14 protein-coding genes are annotated in these 19945 nt (G+C 58.9%); 1 reads left to right on the plus strand and 13 read right to left on the minus strand.

Features of this window, described 5'->3' with window-relative positions:
• Positions 1-11: 11 nt before the first annotated feature.
• From B5M07_RS19250 to B5M07_RS19300, 11 genes are all read right to left on the minus strand, one after another.
• Positions 12-914, minus strand: a complete 903-nt coding sequence (locus tag B5M07_RS19250; protein WP_120352686.1) for a glycosyl transferase family protein — start codon at positions 912-914, stop codon at positions 12-14.
• The gene (locus B5M07_RS19255; protein ID WP_120352687.1) at positions 911-3541 is read right to left on the minus strand and encodes a nitrate reductase; all 2631 of its coding nucleotides are present in this window, start codon (positions 3539-3541) and stop codon (positions 911-913) included. Before B5M07_RS19255 ends, B5M07_RS19250 begins: the two co-directional genes overlap by 4 nt.
• Positions 3541-3870 (minus strand): nitrite reductase small subunit NirD, encoded by a 330-nt coding sequence (gene nirD, locus B5M07_RS19260; protein ID WP_120352688.1) that lies wholly within the window; start codon positions 3868-3870, stop codon positions 3541-3543. The genes B5M07_RS19255 and nirD overlap by 1 nt, the downstream gene beginning before the upstream one ends.
• Positions 3867-6296, minus strand: coding sequence for a nitrite reductase large subunit NirB (gene nirB, locus B5M07_RS19265; RefSeq protein WP_120352689.1), 2430 nt, complete (start codon positions 6294-6296; stop codon positions 3867-3869). Before nirB ends, nirD begins: the two co-directional genes overlap by 4 nt.
• A gap of 4 nt (positions 6297-6300) precedes the next feature.
• A complete protein-coding gene (locus B5M07_RS19270) occupies positions 6301-7980 on the minus strand; it encodes an ABC transporter ATP-binding protein (RefSeq protein WP_120352690.1) in 1680 nt (559 codons plus the stop codon).
• 35 nt (positions 7981-8015) lie between these two features.
• Entirely contained in the window at positions 8016-9092 is a 1077-nt protein-coding gene (locus B5M07_RS19275) for an ABC transporter permease (protein ID WP_120352691.1), read from the minus strand.
• A 63-nt stretch (positions 9093-9155) separates the two neighbouring features.
• A complete protein-coding gene (locus tag B5M07_RS19280) occupies positions 9156-10523 on the minus strand; it encodes a CmpA/NrtA family ABC transporter substrate-binding protein (RefSeq protein ID WP_120352692.1) in 1368 nt (455 codons plus the stop codon).
• Positions 10524-10785: 262 nt separating this feature from the next.
• Positions 10786-11955 (minus strand): ABC transporter substrate-binding protein, encoded by a 1170-nt coding sequence (locus B5M07_RS19285; protein WP_120352693.1) that lies wholly within the window; start codon positions 11953-11955, stop codon positions 10786-10788.
• Positions 11952-12536, minus strand: a complete 585-nt coding sequence (locus B5M07_RS19290; protein ID WP_120352694.1) for an ANTAR domain-containing response regulator — start codon at positions 12534-12536, stop codon at positions 11952-11954. Before B5M07_RS19290 ends, B5M07_RS19285 begins: the two co-directional genes overlap by 4 nt.
• The gene (locus B5M07_RS19295) at positions 12533-13459 is read right to left on the minus strand and encodes a LysR family transcriptional regulator (RefSeq protein WP_120352695.1); all 927 of its coding nucleotides are present in this window, start codon (positions 13457-13459) and stop codon (positions 12533-12535) included. Before B5M07_RS19295 ends, B5M07_RS19290 begins: the two co-directional genes overlap by 4 nt.
• A gap of 395 nt (positions 13460-13854) precedes the next feature.
• Positions 13855-15993 carry a polysaccharide biosynthesis tyrosine autokinase gene (locus B5M07_RS19300; RefSeq protein WP_120352696.1) on the minus strand — a complete coding sequence of 713 codons (2139 nt, stop codon included), beginning with the start codon at positions 15991-15993 and terminating at the stop codon, positions 13855-13857.
• Between the two features lie 197 nt (positions 15994-16190).
• Between B5M07_RS19300 and B5M07_RS19545 the strand changes: the two genes are divergently transcribed.
• Positions 16191-16460, plus strand: a complete 270-nt coding sequence (locus tag B5M07_RS19545; protein WP_162931933.1) for a hypothetical protein — start codon at positions 16191-16193, stop codon at positions 16458-16460.
• Positions 16461-17326: 866 nt separating this feature from the next.
• Here B5M07_RS19545 and B5M07_RS19310 read toward each other — a convergent pair.
• Positions 17327-18004: a sugar transferase gene (locus B5M07_RS19310; RefSeq protein WP_254694027.1), complete on the minus strand. Its 678-nt coding sequence runs from the start codon at positions 18002-18004 to the stop codon at positions 17327-17329.
• A gap of 204 nt (positions 18005-18208) precedes the next feature.
• Complete coding sequence (locus tag B5M07_RS19315; protein WP_120352699.1) at positions 18209-19477, minus strand: replication initiation protein; 1269 nt, start codon at positions 19475-19477, stop codon at positions 18209-18211.
• Positions 19478-19945 lie beyond the last annotated feature (468 nt).

Genomic DNA, 19945 nt, shown 5'->3' on the forward strand with positions numbered 1-19945 from the left:
GCAATCTCCTGTCAGGCGGCCTGCTCGGCGGTGTCGGGAATACCCAGCGTATCAAGCGCAAGTGCTTTGGTGCCGGCGATGATCTCAGCCTCGAATGCGGTCGGCGTTTGGTGCGCCCACGTCCGGGCTGTGTCGGAAGACAGACGGCGGGCTTCATCACAAAGCGCGGGAAAGGTCGCTTCCCAGCTACGCCCCTGCCGCAATCCGAAGGCCGCGATCTCTTTTGAAGGGTGGCGTTCAAACTCCCCGCCGCCGCCCTTGATCACGGTCAGGCCGTTCAGCCCCAAAAGCGCTGCCGCGTCTGCCTGCAAGAGGCGATAGGACGGATGAAACACACCCTGCACACTGGCCGACGCAGCGCCGGGGTTCAGCATGCGGCAGACGGTGTTGACGCAAGACCGCAATCCAAAAACCCGCCGCAAATCCAGCAGCCGGAACAGAGCGGGATGTGCACGTTCCAGCGGCAGATAGGCGATGCGGTCGCGATCAAGCAGCCGTGCAATTTCGTCAGCGGAATCTCCAACCCCAATCCCCGCGACGGCTAAGCCGTCCCGCACCTGTGCATCCGCGCCATTCCAGCCATGCAACAAGACACGGTGGCCCGCCTGCGCGACCTCCTTCGCCGACAGCAGGAACCACGGCGCACCGCGTGTGCGGCCGGCGGCATAGCTGGGCCAATCCAGATCGACGGGCGGCAAGGCGGGCATATGCGCCTGCGCCGCGGCGGCAAATCCAGCGATTTCTGGCGCAGTCTCGCCTTTCATACGCAAAAGCATCAAAAGCGCGCCCACGGCCTCGGCATCTGCATCCCCCTGCAACATAGAAGACATGGCATCAAAGGCTTCCTCCTGCGTTAAGGACCGTGACCGCCCGGGCCCGCGCCCCAGCGTGCGAACTTGGGCTGACAAGCTCATTCTGCGGCCTCACGGGTTAAAAGATTGTTCAACAGCTCCGCGATTTCCGGGCGGCAAGAACCGCAGTTGGTCCCAGCCCCCAGTGCTTCGCCGATACTTTCTACTGACATCAGGCCGCGCGTTTCGATCGCTTCAAGGATGGTGTTGACCCCCACGCCAAAGCAGGAACACAAGGTTGGTCCGGGGTTCGGGGCGTCGGCTGCAGGGCGTCCCGTTAATGCGCCAGCCGCGCGGGTGCCGGGCAATGTCACGAGGTAATCACGCATGATCGCGACAGGGGTTGGCGACACAAAGAGCGCGCCCAAAAGCAGCCCGTCGGCGTGAGCCGCGATCCGCGCAGAGCCACGGCGCGCATCTATGATCGTGGTCAGCACAGCAGTCGGCGCATCAAAGAGCCGCCTTGCCTCGGCCTCCCAATCGTCAGGCTGCAGGCGTCCAGCCAACTCGGCGCGAAACCCGTGCGATGTCCGCGCCAAGGCCCAGTAGTCGGCGGTCAGGTGCATCGGTTTTTGTGCGATGGCAAAGCCGTACCAGCCTGCATCGAATCGGCGCAGGTCAACAACGCCTGCCTTGCTTTCCGGCTGGCCGGAAACCGGATCGCAGGCCGCCGCGATCAGCGCGTCGATCCGGGCAGAGGGGGCCGTTTCTGCGGTCCAGTGCATGGGAGCAAAGACCTGCCCTTTTTGCACAGCATCGGTGATCCGCGCGCGCAAGATGCTGACACCCGTGGGGCTGGAGACCTCTACCAGATCGGAGGGGTGAATGCCCGATGCCGTGGCATCTTCGGGGTGAATTTCGAGAAAGGGTTCCGCCAGATGGGCCGACAATCGCGGGCTTTGGCCGGTGCGGGTCATCGTGTGCCATTGGTCCCGCACGCGGCCTGTGTTCAAACGAAATGGATAGCGCCGCGTCGTCCGGGCCGCTGGCGGCCGCCACGATACGGGCAACAAACGCGCCTTGCCATCTGAGTGAAAGAACTGCCCATCCGCAAAGAACCGCCCGCCCTCGCGCGCCGCGGTGACCGGCCAGCGCTGCGGGGAGAAATCATCATATTGCTGGTCTGTGATCTTGGCCAAACCCGAGATATCAAAGTCCCGTTCGAACCGTCCCGCAATGCCAGAAAGAGCTGCATATTCGCGAAAAATCTCTGCCACTCTGTCAAACTGAAATCCCGTTTCGAACCCCATCCGCCGCCCCACCTCGGTCAGAATAAGCCAATCCGGGCGGGTTTGGCCGGGTGCGGGCAGTACGCTGCGCTGGCGGCTGATGGTACGGTCGGAATTGGTGACGGTGCCGTCCTTTTCAGCCCATGCAGTGGCGGGCAAAAGCACGTCGGCCAGCCGCGCCGTGTCGGTCTGATCGGTAATGTCGCTGACAACGACGAAGGGGCATTCGGAAATTGCATCACGCACAGCATCGGCTTCGGGCATGGAAACGGCGGGATTGGTGTGAATAATCCACAGCGCTTTGATCCGCCCGTCGCCCACCGCTTGAAACATGTCGACCGCTTTGAGGCCCGGCTTATTGGGTAGGGAGGGCACGCCCCAGAAATCACGCACGGCAGCACTGTGATCGGCATTCTCCAGTTCCAGATGACAGGCCAACATGTTGGCCAGCCCACCAACCTCGCGCCCGCCCATCGCATTGGGCTGTCCGGTCACCGAGAATGGGCCGCAACCGGGCTTGCCGATCCGACCGGTGGCGAGGTGGCAATTCAGGATCGCATTGACCTTGTCGGAGCCGCTGGTCGACTGGTTCACGCCCTGCGAATAGATCGTCACGACCTTCTCATGCTGCATCCAGAGGCGGCAGAAAGCTATTATTTCCGCTTCGCTCAGCCCGGTTGCGGCCCCGCTTTCGATACGTGCCGTGTGCAGGGTTTCGTCATAGCCGCTGGTATGGCGCAGAAAATCCGCATCACAGGCGCCGCCATCGTAGATTTCGCTGTAGAGCCTATTGAAAAGCGCCACATCTGAGCCGGGCTCTAAGGCCAGATGCATATCGGCGCCATCACAGCTCGCGGTCCGGCGGGGGTCGATCACCACAATCTTGGTCCCACGGGCTGCGCGTGCCCCCAGCAGGCGTTGGTACAGTACAGGATGACACCAAGCGAGGTTCGACCCCACAAGCACAACAAGGTCGGCCTCGTCGATGTCTTCATAGGTCCCGGGCACGGTGTCGCTGCCAAAGGCGCGCTTGTGGCCAGCGACCGAAGAGGCCATGCAGAGCCGGGAGTTCGTGTCGATATTGGCCGACCCGATGAAGCCTTTCATCAGCTTGTTGGCGACGTAGTAATCCTCTGTCAGCATCTGGCCAGAGACATAGAAGGCGACGCTATCTGGGCCGTGCTGCGCAATCGTTTGCGAGAACCGGTCGGCGACATGCTGCAAGGCCCGGTCCCAGCCCATGTCCTGCCCGTCAACACGGGGGGTCAGCAGACGGTTTTCCAGACCCACGGTCTCTCCCAGTGCCGCCCCTTTGGAGCAGAGCCGCCCACGGTTCGCCGGGTGATCAGGATCGCCGCGCACATCCAAACCGCCTGCCCCATCCGCGCGCAGCAGCACGCCACAGCCCACGCCGCAATAGGGACAGGTCGAGCGCACCACTGGCATGGCGGAGCCGTCCATCACGCGGCACTCCGACTTGCGAGCTTGGTCGCATCAATCAGGATGCGCCCAGCCTCTACCCGCGCAGGATATGTGGAGATGGCCCCCTCTTCGCCCTGCGCCTGTCCGGTGTTCAGGTCGAACACCCAGTTGTGCAGCGGGCAAGTGACGGATTGACCATGAACGATCCCTTCGGACAGCGGTCCACCCTTGTGCGGGCAGCTATCGGTGGTGGCGAAAACCTCCGCCTCGCCAGTGCGGAAAAGGGCCACGCAGCCAAGTGCCGTCTTGATCTTGCGCGCGCCGCGCAGGGGAATTTCGTCTATCCCGCCGATGTCGATCCAGTTCATTCCGCGGCCTCCAGTGTCAGATTGGCGAGGGGCTGGTACCGCTCTGCCGTTTTGGCGTGCTCGGCCCAGGGGTCTTTGCGATAGATGGATTGGCTGAGCTCAAATGCTGCGATCAGCCGTGCGCGTTCCTCGGGGTCGGCGATGCGGGCCTGCACCCAATCGAGCCCAACCTTGGCGACCCATTTATAGGCGCGGTCGAGGTATTTGGCGTGCTCACGGTAGAGTTGGACAAAGGCAATCGTCACATCAATCGCCTCTTGTTCGGTGCCGACATCACAAAGGCGCTCGGTCTCTTTGACATCCATCCCCGCTGCGCCGGCGACGCTCACCTGATAGCCGCTGTCGACGCAGATGATCCCAACGTCCTTGCAGGTGGCTTCGGCACAGTTGCGCGGGCAGCCGGAGACACCCAGCTTGACTTTGTGCGGCGTCCATGACCCCCAGAGCGCCTGTTCCAGCTTGATGCCTAGGCCGGTGCTGTCCTGCGTGCCAAAACGGCAGTGGTCGGTGCCGACACAGGTTTTTACCGTGCGCAGCCCTTTTGAATAAGCATGGCCCGAAACGAGCCCCGCCTTGTTCAGATCGGCCCAGATATAGGGCAGGTCTTCGCCCTTCACGCCCAACAGATCAATGCGCTGACCGCCTGTGACCTTGACCGTCGGCACATCGTATTTGTCCGCGGCGTCGGCAATGGCGCGCAATTCGGCCGGGTTGGTGATCCCGCCCCACATGCGCGGCACGACGCTGAATGTGCCGTCTTTTTGAATATTCGCGTGTTTGCGTTCGTTCACAAAACGGCTCTGTGGGTCGTCTTGATACTCTAGCGGCCAATCGGCCAGCAGATAGAAGTTCACCGCGGGGCGGCAAATGTGACAGCCGTTGCGGGTTTTCCAGCCCAACTCCTGCCAAACGGCCTCTTTGGACTTCAACTCCTGCGACTTAATCAGCAGGCGGATGTCCTCATGGGTTAGGTCACAGCAGGGGCAGATGGGCTGGGCAGTCGGCATGACGAAGTCATCGCCCAGTGTGACCTGCAAAACCTGTTCGACCAGCCCTGTGCAGGTCCCGCAGGACGCACTGGCCTTGGTCGCCGCCTTGATCGCGGCCAAATCCGTCGCACCGCCCGCGATGGCGTCGGTGATGGTGCCTTTGCAAATGCCGTTGCAGCCGCAAATTTCCGCCTCACGCGGCAATGCTGCAACGGCTGAGAGCGGGTCCGCGGTATCGCCCCCCTGAAATGCCGGTCCGAAGATGAGCGTCTCGCGCATCTCGTCGATATCGGTGCCGTCCTTGATTAACTGGAAGAACCAATTGCCATCTGCCGTGTCGCCGTACATCACAGCACCAATCAGCCGGTCGCCCTCAATCACCAGCCGCTTGTAGATGCCCCGTGCAGGGTCACGCAGCACGATGTCTTCGCGCCCTTCCCCTTCAGCAAAGTCACCCGCGCTGAACAGATCGCAGCCGGTTACTTTCAGCTTGGTGGCAGTATCCTTCGCGATGAAAGCGTCGACCCCCTCCAGCAGACTCCGCGCCAGAACTTTGGCCTGATCATAAAGCGGCGCCACAAGCCCGAAAAGTTGCCCGTCAAATTCCACGCATTCGCCCACGGCAAAGATGTCCGGGTCCGACGTCTGCATCTGCGCATTCACCTCGATGCCCCGCGCAACCGTCAGCCCCGCGTCGGTCGCGAGCCGGGTTTCGGGCCGGATGCCAACGGCCATGACCACCAGATCGGCTGGAAGGGTTTCCCCGTCCTCCAGCAAAACGGCCTCGGCACGGCCCGCACCGATGATCGCCTTGGTTGAGGCCTGCGTGCGGATGCTGATGCCGCGCCCCTCTAGGTCCTTGCGCAACAGGTAACCGGCCGCCTCATCCAATTGCCGCTCCATGAGGTGGCCCATCAGATGCACCACCGTGACCTCCATGCCACGTTCGGCAAGACCGGCTGCGGCCTCCAACCCTAAAAGCCCACCGCCGATGACCACGGCTTTGCCGCCCTTCCCCGCTGCGCTTATCATCGCATTGGTATCGTCCAGATCACGATAGGTGACGACGCCCGGCAGGTCTTTACCGGGAACCGGAATGATGAAGGGCGCAGAGCCGGTGGCGATGATTAGCTTGTCATATGGGAGATGGCCACTCTGACCGGAGACCACCTTCATCGTCGGATCGATGCCCGACACAGACTCGCCAAAGCGACAGGTCACTCCCTGTGCGGCATACCAATCGCTGTCATGGGTGACGATTTCCTCATAGGTCTTTTCGCCCGACAGCACCGGGCTCAGCATGATGCGGTTGTAATTCCCCCGCGCCTCCGCGTTGAACAGGGTGATGTCAAAGGCATCCGGATCGGTCTCAACCAGATGTTCGATGACGCGGCCCGATGCCATGCCAGCGCCGATGATGACCAGTCTTTGTTTCATGGGTTCACTCCGCCGCCATTGTTTCAGGGGTTTTGGGCTTGGGTTTTGCGCCGTGCTCATATTCCTCAAGGAAATCGAGCACCTCTTGCCTGTAGCCGTAGTAGTCAGGATGCTGCAGGAGCATCTTGCGCGTTCTGGGCCGGGGCAGATCGACCTGCGTGATCTTGCCAATGGTAGCCTGCGGCCCGTTGGTCATCATGACCACGCGGTCAGCCAGCAAGATCGCCTCGTCCACATCATGGGTGACGCAAATCGCCGTGACCTTGGTGCGCGACCAGACCTCCATCAGCACTTCTTGCAGTTCCCAACGCGTCAGGCTGTCGAGCATGCCAAACGGCTCATCAAGCAACAGCAGCTTGGGGCTGAGCGCAAAGGCCCGGGCGATACCGACACGCTGCTGCATACCGTTGGACATATCGCTTGCCCGCTTGTCCATCGCATCGCCCAGCCCGACCCGCTCCAGATAGTACTCCACCACATCCTGACGCTCGGCCTGCGAGGCGCGGGGGTAGACCTTGTCGACACCGATCGCCACATTCTCTTTGGCGCTGAGCCAGGGGAACAGATTGGGCGATTGGAACACCACGGCGCGCTCAGGGTCGGCGCCCTCCACATGGGTGCCGTCCAACACGATGGAGCCCTTCGATATGTCGTTCAGCCCCGCCGCCATGGTCAAAACTGTCGACTTGCCGCAACCTGAATGGCCAATCAGCGAAATGAACTCTCCCTTCTCGATCTTAAGATCGAAATTCTCGACCACCGTCAGCGGGCCTTTGGGCGTGGGGTAGACTTTGTGAAGCTGGCTGAAATCCAGATAACGGCTGCGCAATGTGCTCTTCTCTGCTTCGGCCAGAGCGGCGGGGAGGCCGTGGATCGGGGTCACGTTCGGCAAAAGTCGGGTGCCCTCGACCTTGGCCTCAATCCCAACATCCATCAGGTATTTGGTCACATCCGCGCGCAGGCTTTTGAAGGTTTCATTGGTGTTCATGCGGCCCCGGTCCCGAGGGCGCGGGATCTTGACGGGGAACTCTTTGCCCAACGTTCCATCTGGGTTCAGGGCGATGATCCGGTCGGCAAGGATGATCGCCTCGTCCACATCGTTGGTGATCAGCACACAGGTCTTCTTGTCGGCCTCCCAAATGTGCTCAATCTCATCAGCGAGATTGGCGCGGGTCAGCGCGTCGAGTGCCGACAATGGCTCATCCAGCAAAAGCACTTCAGGGTTCATCGCCAGCGCGCGGGCCACATTGACCCGCTGCCGCATCCCGCCCGAAAGCTCCGCCGGGCGGCGCGTAGCGGCATGGCCAAGGCCCACCATCTTGACGTAATGCGCGACCTTCTCGGCGCGCTTTGCCTTGGACAGACCGGGGAAGACCGTGTCCACCGCGAGGCCGACATTGCCGCTGACGGTTAACCAAGGCATCAGCGAATAGCTTTGAAAGATCATCGCGCGTTCCGGCCCCGGCCCGGTGACGGGTTTGCCCTTGAAGCTGACCTTTCCCTTGGACGGCTGCTCCAGCCCCGCCATCAGGTTGATGAGGGTCGTCTTGCCACTGCCGGAAAAGCCGAGCAGGACGAGGAACTCCCCCTCACGCACATCCAGGTTGATGTCCTTCAGCACATGGGTCGCATGGGTGCCCGAGCCAAAGCTCTGGCTGACATGATCGAGTTTCAGAATGCTCATGTGAGTGTTCCTTTCCGCTATCGCCGCAGCACAGCTCAGCGGTTGTTCGTGAAGGTAAAGAGCGACTGCAGGGCGTACATCACCCGGTCCAGCAGGAAACCGATGATGCCGATGGTCAGCACAGCGACCATGATCCGGGCGAGCGAACTGGAAGACCCGTTCTGAAACTCGTCCCAGACGAATTTTCCAAGACCCGGATTCTGCGCCAGCATTTCCGCGGCGATCAGCACCATCCAGCCCACCCCGAGCGACAGCCGCAGCCCGGTAAAGATCAGCGGTAGGGCGGAGGGTAGGACCAGTTTGGTGATCTTGGTCCAGGTGTTCATCTTCAGCACCTTCGAGACATTCACCAAATCCTTGTCGATGCTCGCCACGCCCAGTGCAGTGTTGATCAGCGTCGGCCAAAGCGAACAAAGCGTCACGGTAATGGCCGAGACCAAGAAGGACTTGGACAGCAAGCCATCATTTGAGGCCGCAACGGCGGAGACCACCATCGTCACGATCGGCAGCCAAGCCAGCGGGGAGACCGGTTTGAAAATCTGAATGATCGGGTTCAACGCCGCGTTGGCCGTGGGCGAGAGGCCCGCCGCGATGCCAAGCGGGATTGCCACCGCACTGGCGATCAGAAAGCCGAAGAACACGGTTTGAATTGAGGTCCAGATTTGTTGGTAATACGTCGGCGCACCGGTATAGGCGCGCTCAACAGGGGGCATGCCCTGTTCGACGCGGCGTTCATTCAAAACCGCGACCTGCGCTTCGAATTTGGCACGGCTCTCGGCCTTGGCCTGCGCGTCCTCATGCAGGGTGACCGCCTCAGACCATACCTGTGCCGGGCCGGGGATCGCGCCGAGCGAGGTTTGCACTGTCGGGGCCAATGTCGCCCAAAGCGCGAGGAACCCGATGATCGCAAGCAATGGCACCCCCAACAGACGCCAGATCTCGGCGACTTGCGCCTTAGGGTTATCACCAGCGACGGCTTTCAGGATCGGGGTCAGCCATGCCAGCCCAATAACCTGAAACCACTTATCGGCGGTGTTGATCCGGGTGAAGCGCCTCTCAAGGCGCGCCGTGCGTGCCGGATCAGCGGTAAAATTCGGGTCTGCGGTGCTCATCGAACTGTCTCCTGCAGGAATGGGAAAGGCACGGGCGAGACGGCTCGCCGGTGCCGCCGGGCCTCAGCCCTGAACTTCGTCGCCGACCACGGTTTGATCGCCTTTCAACCCGATTGGCAGGCTGTCGAGATAGGCGTTGGGGGCGCGGCCATCGAAGGGAATGCCGTCGATGATGTCAGCCGCAGGTGTCGGGGCCTTGAAGCCGTTGGCCTCCCAGGGGAAGTCTTCCTCCTTCGCCAAGCCGTCGTCGACCAGCGACCGGGCGGCCTCCAGATAGATTTCCGGGCGGTAGACGCTGGCGGCAACGTCCTTGAACCATGCGTCGGATTTTGGCTCAGCAATCTGACCCCAGCGGCGCATCTGGGTCAGGTACCAAATCGCGTCCGAATAATAGGGGTAGGTCGCGTTGTGCCGGAAGAAGACGTTGAAATCGGGGATGTCGCGTTTGTCGCCTTTCTCGAACTCGAAAAAGCCGGTCATTGAATTGGCAATCACCTCGTAATCGGCGCCGACATATTCAGGGCGGCTGAGAATCTCGACGGCTTCGGGGCGGTTGGCATTATTGTTTTCATCCAGCCACATGGCCGCGCGAATGAGTGCCCGGACAACCGCCTTGGTGGTGTTGGGGTTTTCCTCAGCGAAAGCATCGGTGATGCCGAATACCTTTTCGGGGTTGTTCTTCCACAGTTGATAGTCGGTGATGACCGGCACGCCGATGCCTTTGAACACCGCCTGCTGGTTCCAAGGCTCGCCCACGCAATAACCGTGGATCGTCCCGGCTTCCAAGGTGGCAGGCATCTGCGGCGGTGGTGTCACCGACAAAAAGACATCCGCCCCGATCTGCCCCGAAATGTTATCAGGGCTGTAGTATCCGGGGTTAATCCCGCCTGCAGCCAGCCAATAACGCAGCTCGTAATTATGGGTTGAGACAGGGAACACCATCCCCATGTTGAAAGCCTCGCCCTTGGCATTGAACTCTTCGATCACCGGCACCAGCGCCTCGGCTGAAATCGGATGCTCGGGCCGTCCATCGGCCATCTTGGGAATGTTGGGCAGCATCTTTTCCCAGACCTCATTGGAGACGGTGATCCCGTTGCCGTTCAGGTCCATCGAAAAGGGCGTGATGATATGCGCCTCAGTCCCGTAGCCGATGGTCGCCGCCAAGGGCTGCCCGGCCAGCATATGCGCGCCGTCCAACTGGCCGTCGATCACCCCATCCAACAGCACTTTCCAATTGGCCTGGGCTTCCAAGGTGACAAAAAGCCCCTCATCAAGGAAGTAGCCCTGCTCATAGGCGATGGCGAGCGGGGCCATGTCTGTCAGCTTGATAAAACCGAAGGTCAGCACGTCCTTTTCAAGGTCAAGCAGTTCAGCGTAGGCGGCGCTGGTCATCACGGTCGAGGCCGCAAGGCCAAGGATAAGGTGTTTCATGGTTGGTCCTTTTGAGGGCGTCCGAGCCGAGGGGAGGTGGATCGGGCAAATAAAAAAGGCCGCTCACTGACCATCGTTGCAAACGATGGAAAGCGAGCGGCCCTGCTCAACGTATCCCAGTCATCGGGAGGAATTCGGTGCAAGCCACGCCATTGTGGATGCAGCTTCGATCATGCCGCAATGCAGCGCGTTCTCAACCCTATGAGGTCATTATCCAGCGAAAAAGTCGGAGACGTTTTGCCGTTGCATAAAAAATAGTCGCCTACAGCGCGGAAGGATCGAAAATCTGGCCGTCGAAAAACTCATTCGGCAATAAAGTCAGCCTTCCCCCCGCTGAAGCCACCGGCGTAGCGCGCGGAATCGCCCCTTCGACCTTTTCCGATGCGCCGGGCAAATCAGGGTCCAGCTTGCTAAGATGCAAACGATGTAGATCTGAGCGGAACACGTTCGCAATCGTATCCGCAGTGGGATTGCCGCTGCCGTACGACTGACACAAATGTTGCGCGATCCACCGTGATTGGCTGCGCCACGGAAAGGTAGCAGCGCCACGGTGAAACTCGAGAAATCCATCAATCTGGCGGTGCGCCCCGCGGGACGAGACGATCAAGTGCCCCGACAAGGCCCGGTTGATAAGTTCCGACGGCACATCCAGATAGGCTTTGCGCGACAACAGATCGCTGGCGGCCGCATGAACATTCGGGTCGGCCAACCACCGGCCCGCCTTCCATGTCGCGCGCAACAGACGGGCAAGTAGATCGGGCTCGGCCTCTGCCCAGTTGGTGCGCACGGCCAAGACCTTTTCGGGTGCAAAACTCCAGATCGCCTTGCCCGGCAGGAGCAATGCACCGACGCCGCGCTCGACCGCAACCGACCCCCAAGGCTCGCCTACGCAAAAGGCGTCCACCTCCCCCGCTGCCAGTGCGCTTGCCATAAGCGCAGGCGGCACGGTGCGGATTACGATCCCGTCCGGTCCGAGTGCTGATGCCCGGCTCCAGTAGCGCAACAGTTCAACATGCATCGAAAACGGGAATGGCACCCCAAATACGATCGGTCCGCGGCGGACCTGTGCAAGTGCTTCTGCCGCCTTGAAAGGATCAACAAAGTCGAAGTCATAGCCCAAAGCGCGCAGCCGGTCTTCGAGCGGTTTGCCAACCCCTATAACAGTGCCGTTGACCGACAGGACCGACACCGCCGACAGTGCGGTCGCGACCCCGCCCAACCCCATCGCCATTGCAACCGGCAGCGGCGACAGCATATGCGCAGCGTCGACACGGCCAAAGGCCAGCATGTCTCGTAGTGATGACCACGACGGCGCGGCGGTCAAGTCCAGCGCAATGCCCTCAGCTTCGGCAAAGCCCAACTCATGCGCCACGATCAAGGGCGCGGCATCCACCAAGGGGACGTAAGCAACAGGGATGGTCGTCGTCTTCATCCGAGCAGCCCCGACGCGGTCACCAGTGCTTCGGCCACATCAGCCACCCGCCGCCCTTGGTCCATCGCGGCCTTCCGCAGGAGGGCATAAGCGGCTTCCTCATCAAGGCCCTTGGCCTTCATCAACAGCCCCTTTGCACGGTCAATCACCTTGCGTTCTTCCAAAGCGCGGCGTGTCTCGGCCAATTCGCTGCGCATCTGACGCACCATCGCAAAACGCGCAATCGCAGTGTCCATCACCGGCTTTAGTCGGCCCGGCGCGAGCCCATCGACAACATAGGCCGAAAGCCCCGCCTCAATCGCCGCCTGTGCCAGCCCGCCAGCCGCACCGGATACGAACATCGCCACAGGACGCTCCAACGGGCCAGACGCCAGCGTCAGTTCCTCCATCACGTCGCGTGTCGGGTTGCCTGCGTCGATCAGCACAATGTCGGGCACATGGGCGGCGATCTTGCGGGCGAGGCCACTGGAATTGCCGACAACGAAAACGTCACAAACGCAGGCCTCTTTCAGCGCGTCCACGATCGCAATCGCGCGCTCTTGATCTTCTTCGACAACAACGATGCTTAGGGTCTTGGTCATGGGTGCCCCGCCACCTTCTGAACTGGTGGCGCTGTAGCGGGGCGAAACTCTGACACCAAGAAATCAATGAAGGCGCGGGTCTTCGGGGGGAGATTTCGCCGGCCCGCGAACTGCACGACGATATCGGTGCTGGCAGGCGCATAACCGGGCAAGATCCGCAGCAACTCACCCGACTGCAGTTTCGCGTCCACCAGATAGCTGGGCAGCCGCGCAATACCGATGCCGGCAAGGGCGGCGTGAAAGATCACATCTGTACTGTTGCCTTCGAAATCCCCATCCGCGTCGAACGGCTGCGCCTCACCCGCCTCGACATCGCTCCATGCGTTCCGACGGCTATTTCCGGCGATCCTCAGGCAGTTGTGCTCTGACAGATCGGCGAAGCTGGTTGGTGTCCCGCGTCGCTCGATATAGTGCGGCGCCGCGCAGAGCACGCGGTGGCTATGCATTATCCGGCGCACGACGACATCGGGGTTCTTATGCTGCTCGGCAAAACTTACCGCCGCGTCGAAGCCCTCTGTTTGCAGGTCAATCTCGCGATCCATCAGTTCAAGAGATACCTCAACCTCTGGGTTCATCTCCAGAAACACAGGCAAGGCCGGGATTAGTTGAGATTTACCGAAAGCCACCGTCGAGGCGATCCGCAATTTGCCGCGCGGCACATCATCAAGGTTAGATATATGCGCTTCAGCGTCCTTGAACTTCTCTGCCATGGCCTGACATTTGAGATAGAATTCCTGACCTTCCGGGGTCGGCAAAACGCCGGTCCGCGTGCGGTTGAGTAGACGAAAGTGCGCGTGATCCTCCAAAAGACTGATCTGCTTGCTGACAGCGGATGGGGTTTGGCCCATGGACCGCGCCGCCGCGGAAATGCTCCCTCGCTCGACCACGGTGGCGAAGATCAGCATTTGCGCTGATAAATCCATGTCAAATCACTCGTATGTTCCAGTTTGGCGCTGTGCCACCGCGCAAGGGACAAACTGCGAAGGGTTGGGAGGGTGCTCGCTTCTGTGATGCCCCACGATACTGCACTGCAGCAATCAATCGAGCGATAAGAGCTTCACTTCCCCCGGGCAGTTAGACTTAGAGGTCACTTTTGATGCTGCCCGCCTACTTTTTAATCAAATATGTAATTGAAGTGGCGGAGAGGAGCCTTGGATTATGCGTTCGCGAACAGTTCGCTGATGAATAGCGCAGAGAATACGCTTCCGCGGATGCGATGGCGCTTGCACGGCGATCTACCTGGCCTGCTCGGCGTCCAAATCAGGGTCGTCACCAAGCGACTTCGTTAATGCCACAGTCCCGCAAAAACACCCGTCATTTAGTTCGTATAGTATTTCGCGCCATAACCTGAGTAGGCCCCGTAGGTGCCGCCGTACCCGTATCGCTTCATCCCTTTCGGGCTAATCTGGCTCAGAACAAGGCCCGTGATGCGCTGTCCAGAGTTGTGGAACATGCGCAGCGATTCTTCGACTTGGGTCTTGCTCGTCTTATCCCACTGCACGGTAAAGATAATCGCGTCGGCTTGATCGGCGATGATACGGGCGTCCGGAACGACGAGTACCGGCGGGGTATCGATGATCACCATGTCATAAGCCTCGCGCGCTTCTTCGATAAGCGCCCGAAACCGGTCGGAGGCGAAAAGGTCCGCGGCATTGGTGCTTGATTTTTCACCACCCAAGATATCGGCGCCAAACCCTTGGGTCCGGTGAATGGCATCCTTGAGCGCCAGCTCGCCGCTCAGCACCGACACGATGCCCTTTTCAGGCATGTCCTTGAAGTATTGATGCAATGTGCGCCGCCGGATGTCCCCTTCGACCAAAAGCACGCGCTTGCCGAGGCCCAAAAGGTTCTGCGCCAGCGCGAGCGAATTGGTCGTCTTACCCTCGCCCGGAACCGAGGACGTAGAAATGACAACCTTCGGCGGATTGTCCACGTTCGAAAGCATCAAAGATGTACGCAGGTTCCGCACGGCTTCGGCAGCGGCCGACGTAGGCTTGTCCGACAGATACTGCAAAACCTTCGCGCGGGATGCCGCCGGCATCGCCGGGATTTGACCCAAGACCGTATAGCCCGTCGTGCCTTCGAGTTCGCGCGCCGTCCGGAAGCTATTGTTACGCATTTCGCGCAGCAGAATGAGGCCCGCGCTCAAAAGCAACCCGAGGATCGCTGACATGGCGAGGATCAATGATTTACGGGGCGCGGAAGGCTGATTGGGCACCACGGCGTCAGACAGGATGCGACTGTCGGCCTGCTGTATGCCTTGCTGCGCCGAAGTCTCGTTCAGACGGGATAGGAAATACTCATAAAGCACGCGCGTTGCTTCTGCCTCGCGGGTGAGCTGCTGTAGTGTTATCAAGTCTTCGTTCTGACGTGAAATTTGGGCGCTAAGTTCGGCTTCCGATGCTCGGAGAGCGGCGAGTTGTTGGTCAGCACGGGCAAGATCCGAACGACTGCGCTGAAGAACGATTTGGAACCGCGTGTCGAAAGCTTCCGCGATTTCCGGGTCGCTTTCCACCCGGGGCAGAAACCGCTCAAGCTGAGGGTCATTCGAAGCGTCGGCCTGCTCCGCACGACTTCCCGCTTCTTCCATCGCTTCAATCCGGTTCTCTTGCGTACTGCGATTGACCTGCGCTGTGGCGATGCGATCCCGCAATTCCTTGATCTGGCGCTCAAGGGCACGCAGCCCTTCGACAGATACCAGTTCAGTCGCGGCACTAAATTCAGAGGCCTTCGCTTCGGCTTCCTCCAGCTTGGATTGAAGTGCTGCAACGCGCTCACTGAGCCAAAGCGTGGCTTGCTCGGTCGCTTCGAATTTCACCTCTATCTGGTTGAGGATATAGAGGTCGACGATGGTATCCGCGATCAACGCGGATTTGCGGGCGCTTTCAGTTTCGACAGTCACTTGGAAAACGAGGCTCAGCGGCACGTTACGGACAGTGACCGCCTCAAGCAGTTTCGAGATCACTGCGTCTCGGATACGTTGCTCTTCCTGTTCCGGCGAAAGCACTGTCGCCGGGGCGCCGAGCCCGACCAGTGATTTGATCTGGCTCTTCAAGGACTCGGATTGCAATTCTACGTTGAATTCAGGGTCTCTCGTAAGATCGAGCCGGTCCACGACCTTGCGCATCAGACTACGGGCGCGCAAAACTTCGACTTCGGAATTAACCTCGGAAGTATCGCCGGAAAGCCCACCGACGACGCTTTGAAGGTCGACGATCTGGTCTTGATTCGTTTCAAGAATCACCACTGCAGTCGAGCGATATAGGGGCGTCGCCGCGATGTAGGCGTAGTATCCGCCGATCAGCATAGCGACGAGCACACCAAGGGCGATAAGCCATTTTCCGCGCCAGAGGGTCGAGAACAGAGTTCCGAGGTCGATGACGTCTTCGTCAGCCGAGGTCGATGCAGAAGGCGCTTGATGGCCGGAGTCTCTTCCGATGGTGCGTGAAATTTCCATAATATCAAAACCTTGAAGCAAAAGCCTGCCCAGCACTCTGCCGCAGCGCAGCGCCTGTATCGGTCACCATGCGCCTTGATGCAAGTTTCTTGGACCTTTAGGGGGCATTTTAGCCAATTTCGCGCCGCAAACCCCAAGATGGCTTCATCTTTCAAGCAAACTGTGCGATACAGAGGCAGATTTGATTGGAGGCTATTATGTCGATCGTAAAATTGTTGATGGCAGGAGCCGCGGTATTCTCGGCGCAAACTGCCCTGGCGCAGCAGGTAACGCCTGCAACTCCGCCGATTAATTGTGAAGACCCGGCAAACGTAAACAGTCAGGCGTGCCTCGGTCTGCCCGACCCGAATTTGCCAATCACAAACTTCGTACCTGTGGTCGCACCTATCGCGGGCGCCGTTTTTCTGGGTGCTGTAGCTGGCGGTGGTTCAACACCGAGCACGCCGAGCACACCCAGCACGAACTGATCACCTAAATAAGTTCTACGGCCTACGAAAGCCCTCGCACTTTGCGGGGGCTTTTTGCGTTCATCGGACTCACCCTAATTAGTTTTCACTAAATTGAAACAAGAGAACCTTACCGGCAAAACCCGCAGTTAATCCCGATCTGTTCTTCTGCCTCAGCGTGGGGGCACGCGGCACGGCCAGAAGTTTGGCCTTGCGTTGAATGGAGTGGGAAAATGCAAATACTGTCCGATGGCGCTCGCCGCCAAATGAAGTCTTGTGTTCAGGGTCTAACCAAAGCAGTAATCACCAGCCTGTTGGTCGTGTATGGGGCTTCAGCCTCGGCCCAAACCTCGGCACGCTTACAATCCAGCCCGATGGTCGTTCACAACGACCGCGGAGGGCTGCTCAGGGCGCGGCTATTGAGACTGGGGGAATTGCGCCAATCTCAGCGCCCCATCAAGATTACTGGTGCGATGTGTTATTCAACATGTACGATGTATCTGGGTTTGCCGCAGACATGTATTTCCTCCGATACAACCTTTGGGTTTCACGGACCCAGCTCATATGGAAGAAATCTTGACCAGCGGGTGTTCGAGCGCGCGTCGCTGATAATCTCCAACTACTATCCGCCCGCTTTAAGAAGTTGGTACCTAAGCACAGGGCGATATAGGGTCAGTGGCCTCTATAAGATCAGCGGAAAACAGATCGTCGAGATGGGCGTCAAGGAATGCTAGGGTCTTTGCCTCACTTCGGCTTTCTCTAAGCGAGACGCTCGGAAGGCTGACCTGAGCCATCAGGCAAGCCGATGATCGAGTTGCAATGCCTTAGCGCAATCCAAGACACGGTAGTTTCTAACCTACTACCGTGTCTGATCATCGCTAGGCGTTTTACTTGCCCGTCAGAGAAAGGACGGAAGAGACGGTCTTCGCCACGATCCGCACATCCTCGGTCAGGCTGACCTCACGGGCGTATTGCACATCCATCGAAACGCGCTGGTCGTAGGCCACATCGTTGCGGCCAGAAACCTGCCATAGCCCAGTCACACCGGGTCGCATGCTCATATACACCTGCTGATGCAACCCATAGCGAAGCAATTCATCGCGCACGACCGGGCGGGGCCCAACAAAACTCATCTCGCCCCGGAATACGTTGAACAGTTGCGGCAGTTCATCAAGGCTGCTTTTGCGCAGGAACCGGCCGATCCGTGTAATCCGCGGATCATTTTCCAGTTTGAAATTCTGCTGCCATTCAGCCGCAGCTTCCGGATTGTCGGCCAAGTGCTTTTTCAAACGCTCCTGAGCATCCACAACCATGGTTCGAATCTTCCAGCAGCGAAATTCGCGGCCATCCTTCCCGATCCGTTTATGGCCGAAAATTGGCAGCCCGCCATCCATCGCGACAAGGACACAAAGAACGAGGATTACTGGCAGCAAAACCGGCAGCAGCATCAGCCCTAGACCAAGGTCAAAGAGCGCTTTCCCCCAACGTGCGTAGCGTGAATCGCGCCCAGGCGCTAAAGAGTTGGCCTCCGAAACGGAGCCATAATCGATAAATTGATGTTTCAAATGACCCGCGCCCCCAGAACGCATGTGGAATACTAATTATGGACAAAATGTGGCAGTCAAAAAATTCAACCTAGACTTATCTGATTGATGGGCTTGTGACTAGGGCCGAAACAGAAAATTTCAATTTTCAGCAGGTTTTGGGAGATAAACGCCGAATTCCGCTAATTTTTTGCGCGATGACCCGGAATGATTAACACCCGGCCCTCAAGAAGTTTCCTCAAAGGCATCGGGAATCATCTCCGACCAGAACGCCCGCATCTCCTTCGCACAGAGTGCCGCTTTCCAGCCGAGCCGTGAAAACTCTGACTTTAACAGCTCGTCATCAAGCCAGGCAAGGAACAGCCGCCGATCGGCATCCCGCTGGGTGGGAGAACGAGAGTCGACGATCTCTCCAACCCGCGCCATGATCGCAGCCCGCGCTTTACGCTCTTCCTCGACAACCGTGGCGCGTTTGGCTTCTACGTTATCGACCGCCAGATTTCGCTTTTGGCGCTGAACCGCTGCCTCTTTCGCTTTGGGCGTAGGCTCGGGCGAAGAGGCGGCTTTATAGTCGTTCCGCAAAGCAGCCCGCAGATAGCCAACTGGGCTATCGACCGGCCCCCTGCCCTTTAGATAAGAAATCTTTTCCGAAACATAGGCTTCTCCATGCTCCGTGATCCATTGGCGCGCCAGTCGGTCACTTACGCCCAACTCCATGAGGTGGCCATAAACCGGGCCTTGACGTAGCGCCTCCCCGTCGTCGATGTCGAGCATGGCCAGCTGTGGGTTTTCTTTTATCAAAAACCGAACATCGCTGACCTGCCTTCCCATCTTATGCAGTTCAGGCGTGATCAGAATGTTCGATGTTTTATTCACCTCGGCCACGGCGGGCTTAATGATCTTAGCGTTAAGGTGTTTGAAGCTTTCGTAATAGGCGCTGCCCTCAACCCCCATGAGGCGCCGAAACAGCTCGATCGGCCACCAGCCCGTAGAACCGGTACGCACGAAACGATAACAATTTTCGTATAATGCTAGTGCATGGCCCGAGGTGAACCTTCGCTGGATATTAAGATTGATAAGCGCGAAAACCTTTGGGTCGTGAAGCTTTTCAGCCAGTGCCGGAGAATATGCATACTCGCAGACCCCACCTGAAAGCTTTGCATAGGAAAGGAGGGCGGAAACCCCCCATTCCTGCCGTCCGTTGGAATCGAGCATGTCCCATTCTGCCGTCGTCTCGGCCAAGCTGCGCAGCGATTGTTTGAGCGTGGCCATATCGTTGGAGTTATACCCGACCATCATACAAAGTGTCTGAGCATCGATTTGATGCTTATTGCGCGTGACGAGAGTGTCATAGGCGTTAAGCAAAAGCACATTGCTCAACTTCCGCTGCAACAGTGTGAGCTTACCGGAGACGTGAATCGCGGCCACGTTTTTTTTAACGGACTGGCGACGGAGTGCACCTGTAAGCTTCTCGTGGGGGATAGTAGGGTCCATGGCGCGCTCTGCTCTGATGCACAGGTCGCGCTTGAGGCGCGATCCGATATTTGTTGCCGACGAGTATGACCGAAAAGGTGCCCACGCTCAATCTTTCTATAGGCACCCGTCTACGTGTTTGCGCGCCCCGTAAATGGGTTCCTTTGCCCCTCATAGAAGATACTATCAGGCCATCCTCCTCCTAAATTGGTCCGGATGGGGCCGGTTTTCCCGCAAACTGTGGACAGGTACCCGAGTTCCTGCGAATCGGCGCCTTCAGAACCGTAGCCTGGCACCCTATGTCCCGTAGATGGGGACCTTTAAGCCTGTATCCGGGTGCCTATATTCCGCTAGAACATTGTTATAGAGCAATATTCTGTCTCTAAAGATCTGAAAGATACTAAAAGATCTACAACATATAGTGCTGTTGCCTTCTTATATTCTGAAGAAAAATAAGCAGGTTTCGCGTGCGAAACCAAAGAACCCGCG

Origin of the sequence: Sulfitobacter sp. D7, from assembly GCF_003611275.1 — a bacterium.
GTDB lineage: Bacteria > Pseudomonadota > Alphaproteobacteria > Rhodobacterales > Rhodobacteraceae > Sulfitobacter > Sulfitobacter profundi.

What these genes read in the sequence shown, in the direction of transcription:
- B5M07_RS19250 (WP_120352686.1), bottom strand. Translation starts at nt 914, where the DNA reads ATGAGCTTGTCAGCCCAAGTTCGCACGCTGGGGCGCGGGCCCGGGCGG.
- B5M07_RS19255 (WP_120352687.1), bottom strand. Translation starts at nt 3,541, where the DNA reads ATGGACGGCTCCGCCATGCCAGTGGTGCGCTCGACCTGTCCCTATTGC.
- nirD (WP_120352688.1), bottom strand. Translation starts at nt 3,870, where the DNA reads ATGAACTGGATCGACATCGGCGGGATAGACGAAATTCCCCTGCGCGGC.
- nirB (WP_120352689.1), bottom strand. Translation starts at nt 6,296, where the DNA reads ATGAAACAAAGACTGGTCATCATCGGCGCTGGCATGGCATCGGGCCGC.
- B5M07_RS19270 (WP_120352690.1), bottom strand. Translation starts at nt 7,980, where the DNA reads ATGAGCATTCTGAAACTCGATCATGTCAGCCAGAGCTTTGGCTCGGGC.
- B5M07_RS19275 (WP_120352691.1), bottom strand. Translation starts at nt 9,092, where the DNA reads ATGAGCACCGCAGACCCGAATTTTACCGCTGATCCGGCACGCACGGCG.
- B5M07_RS19280 (WP_120352692.1), bottom strand. Translation starts at nt 10,523, where the DNA reads ATGAAACACCTTATCCTTGGCCTTGCGGCCTCGACCGTGATGACCAGC.
- B5M07_RS19285 (WP_120352693.1), bottom strand. Translation starts at nt 11,955, where the DNA reads ATGAAGACGACGACCATCCCTGTTGCTTACGTCCCCTTGGTGGATGCC.
- B5M07_RS19290 (WP_120352694.1), bottom strand. Translation starts at nt 12,536, where the DNA reads ATGACCAAGACCCTAAGCATCGTTGTTGTCGAAGAAGATCAAGAGCGC.
- B5M07_RS19295 (WP_120352695.1), bottom strand. Translation starts at nt 13,459, where the DNA reads ATGGATTTATCAGCGCAAATGCTGATCTTCGCCACCGTGGTCGAGCGA.
- B5M07_RS19300 (WP_120352696.1), bottom strand. Translation starts at nt 15,993, where the DNA reads ATGGAAATTTCACGCACCATCGGAAGAGACTCCGGCCATCAAGCGCCT.
- B5M07_RS19545 (WP_162931933.1), top strand. Translation starts at nt 16,191, where the DNA reads ATGTCGATCGTAAAATTGTTGATGGCAGGAGCCGCGGTATTCTCGGCG.
- B5M07_RS19315 (WP_120352699.1), bottom strand. Translation starts at nt 19,477, where the DNA reads ATGGACCCTACTATCCCCCACGAGAAGCTTACAGGTGCACTCCGTCGC.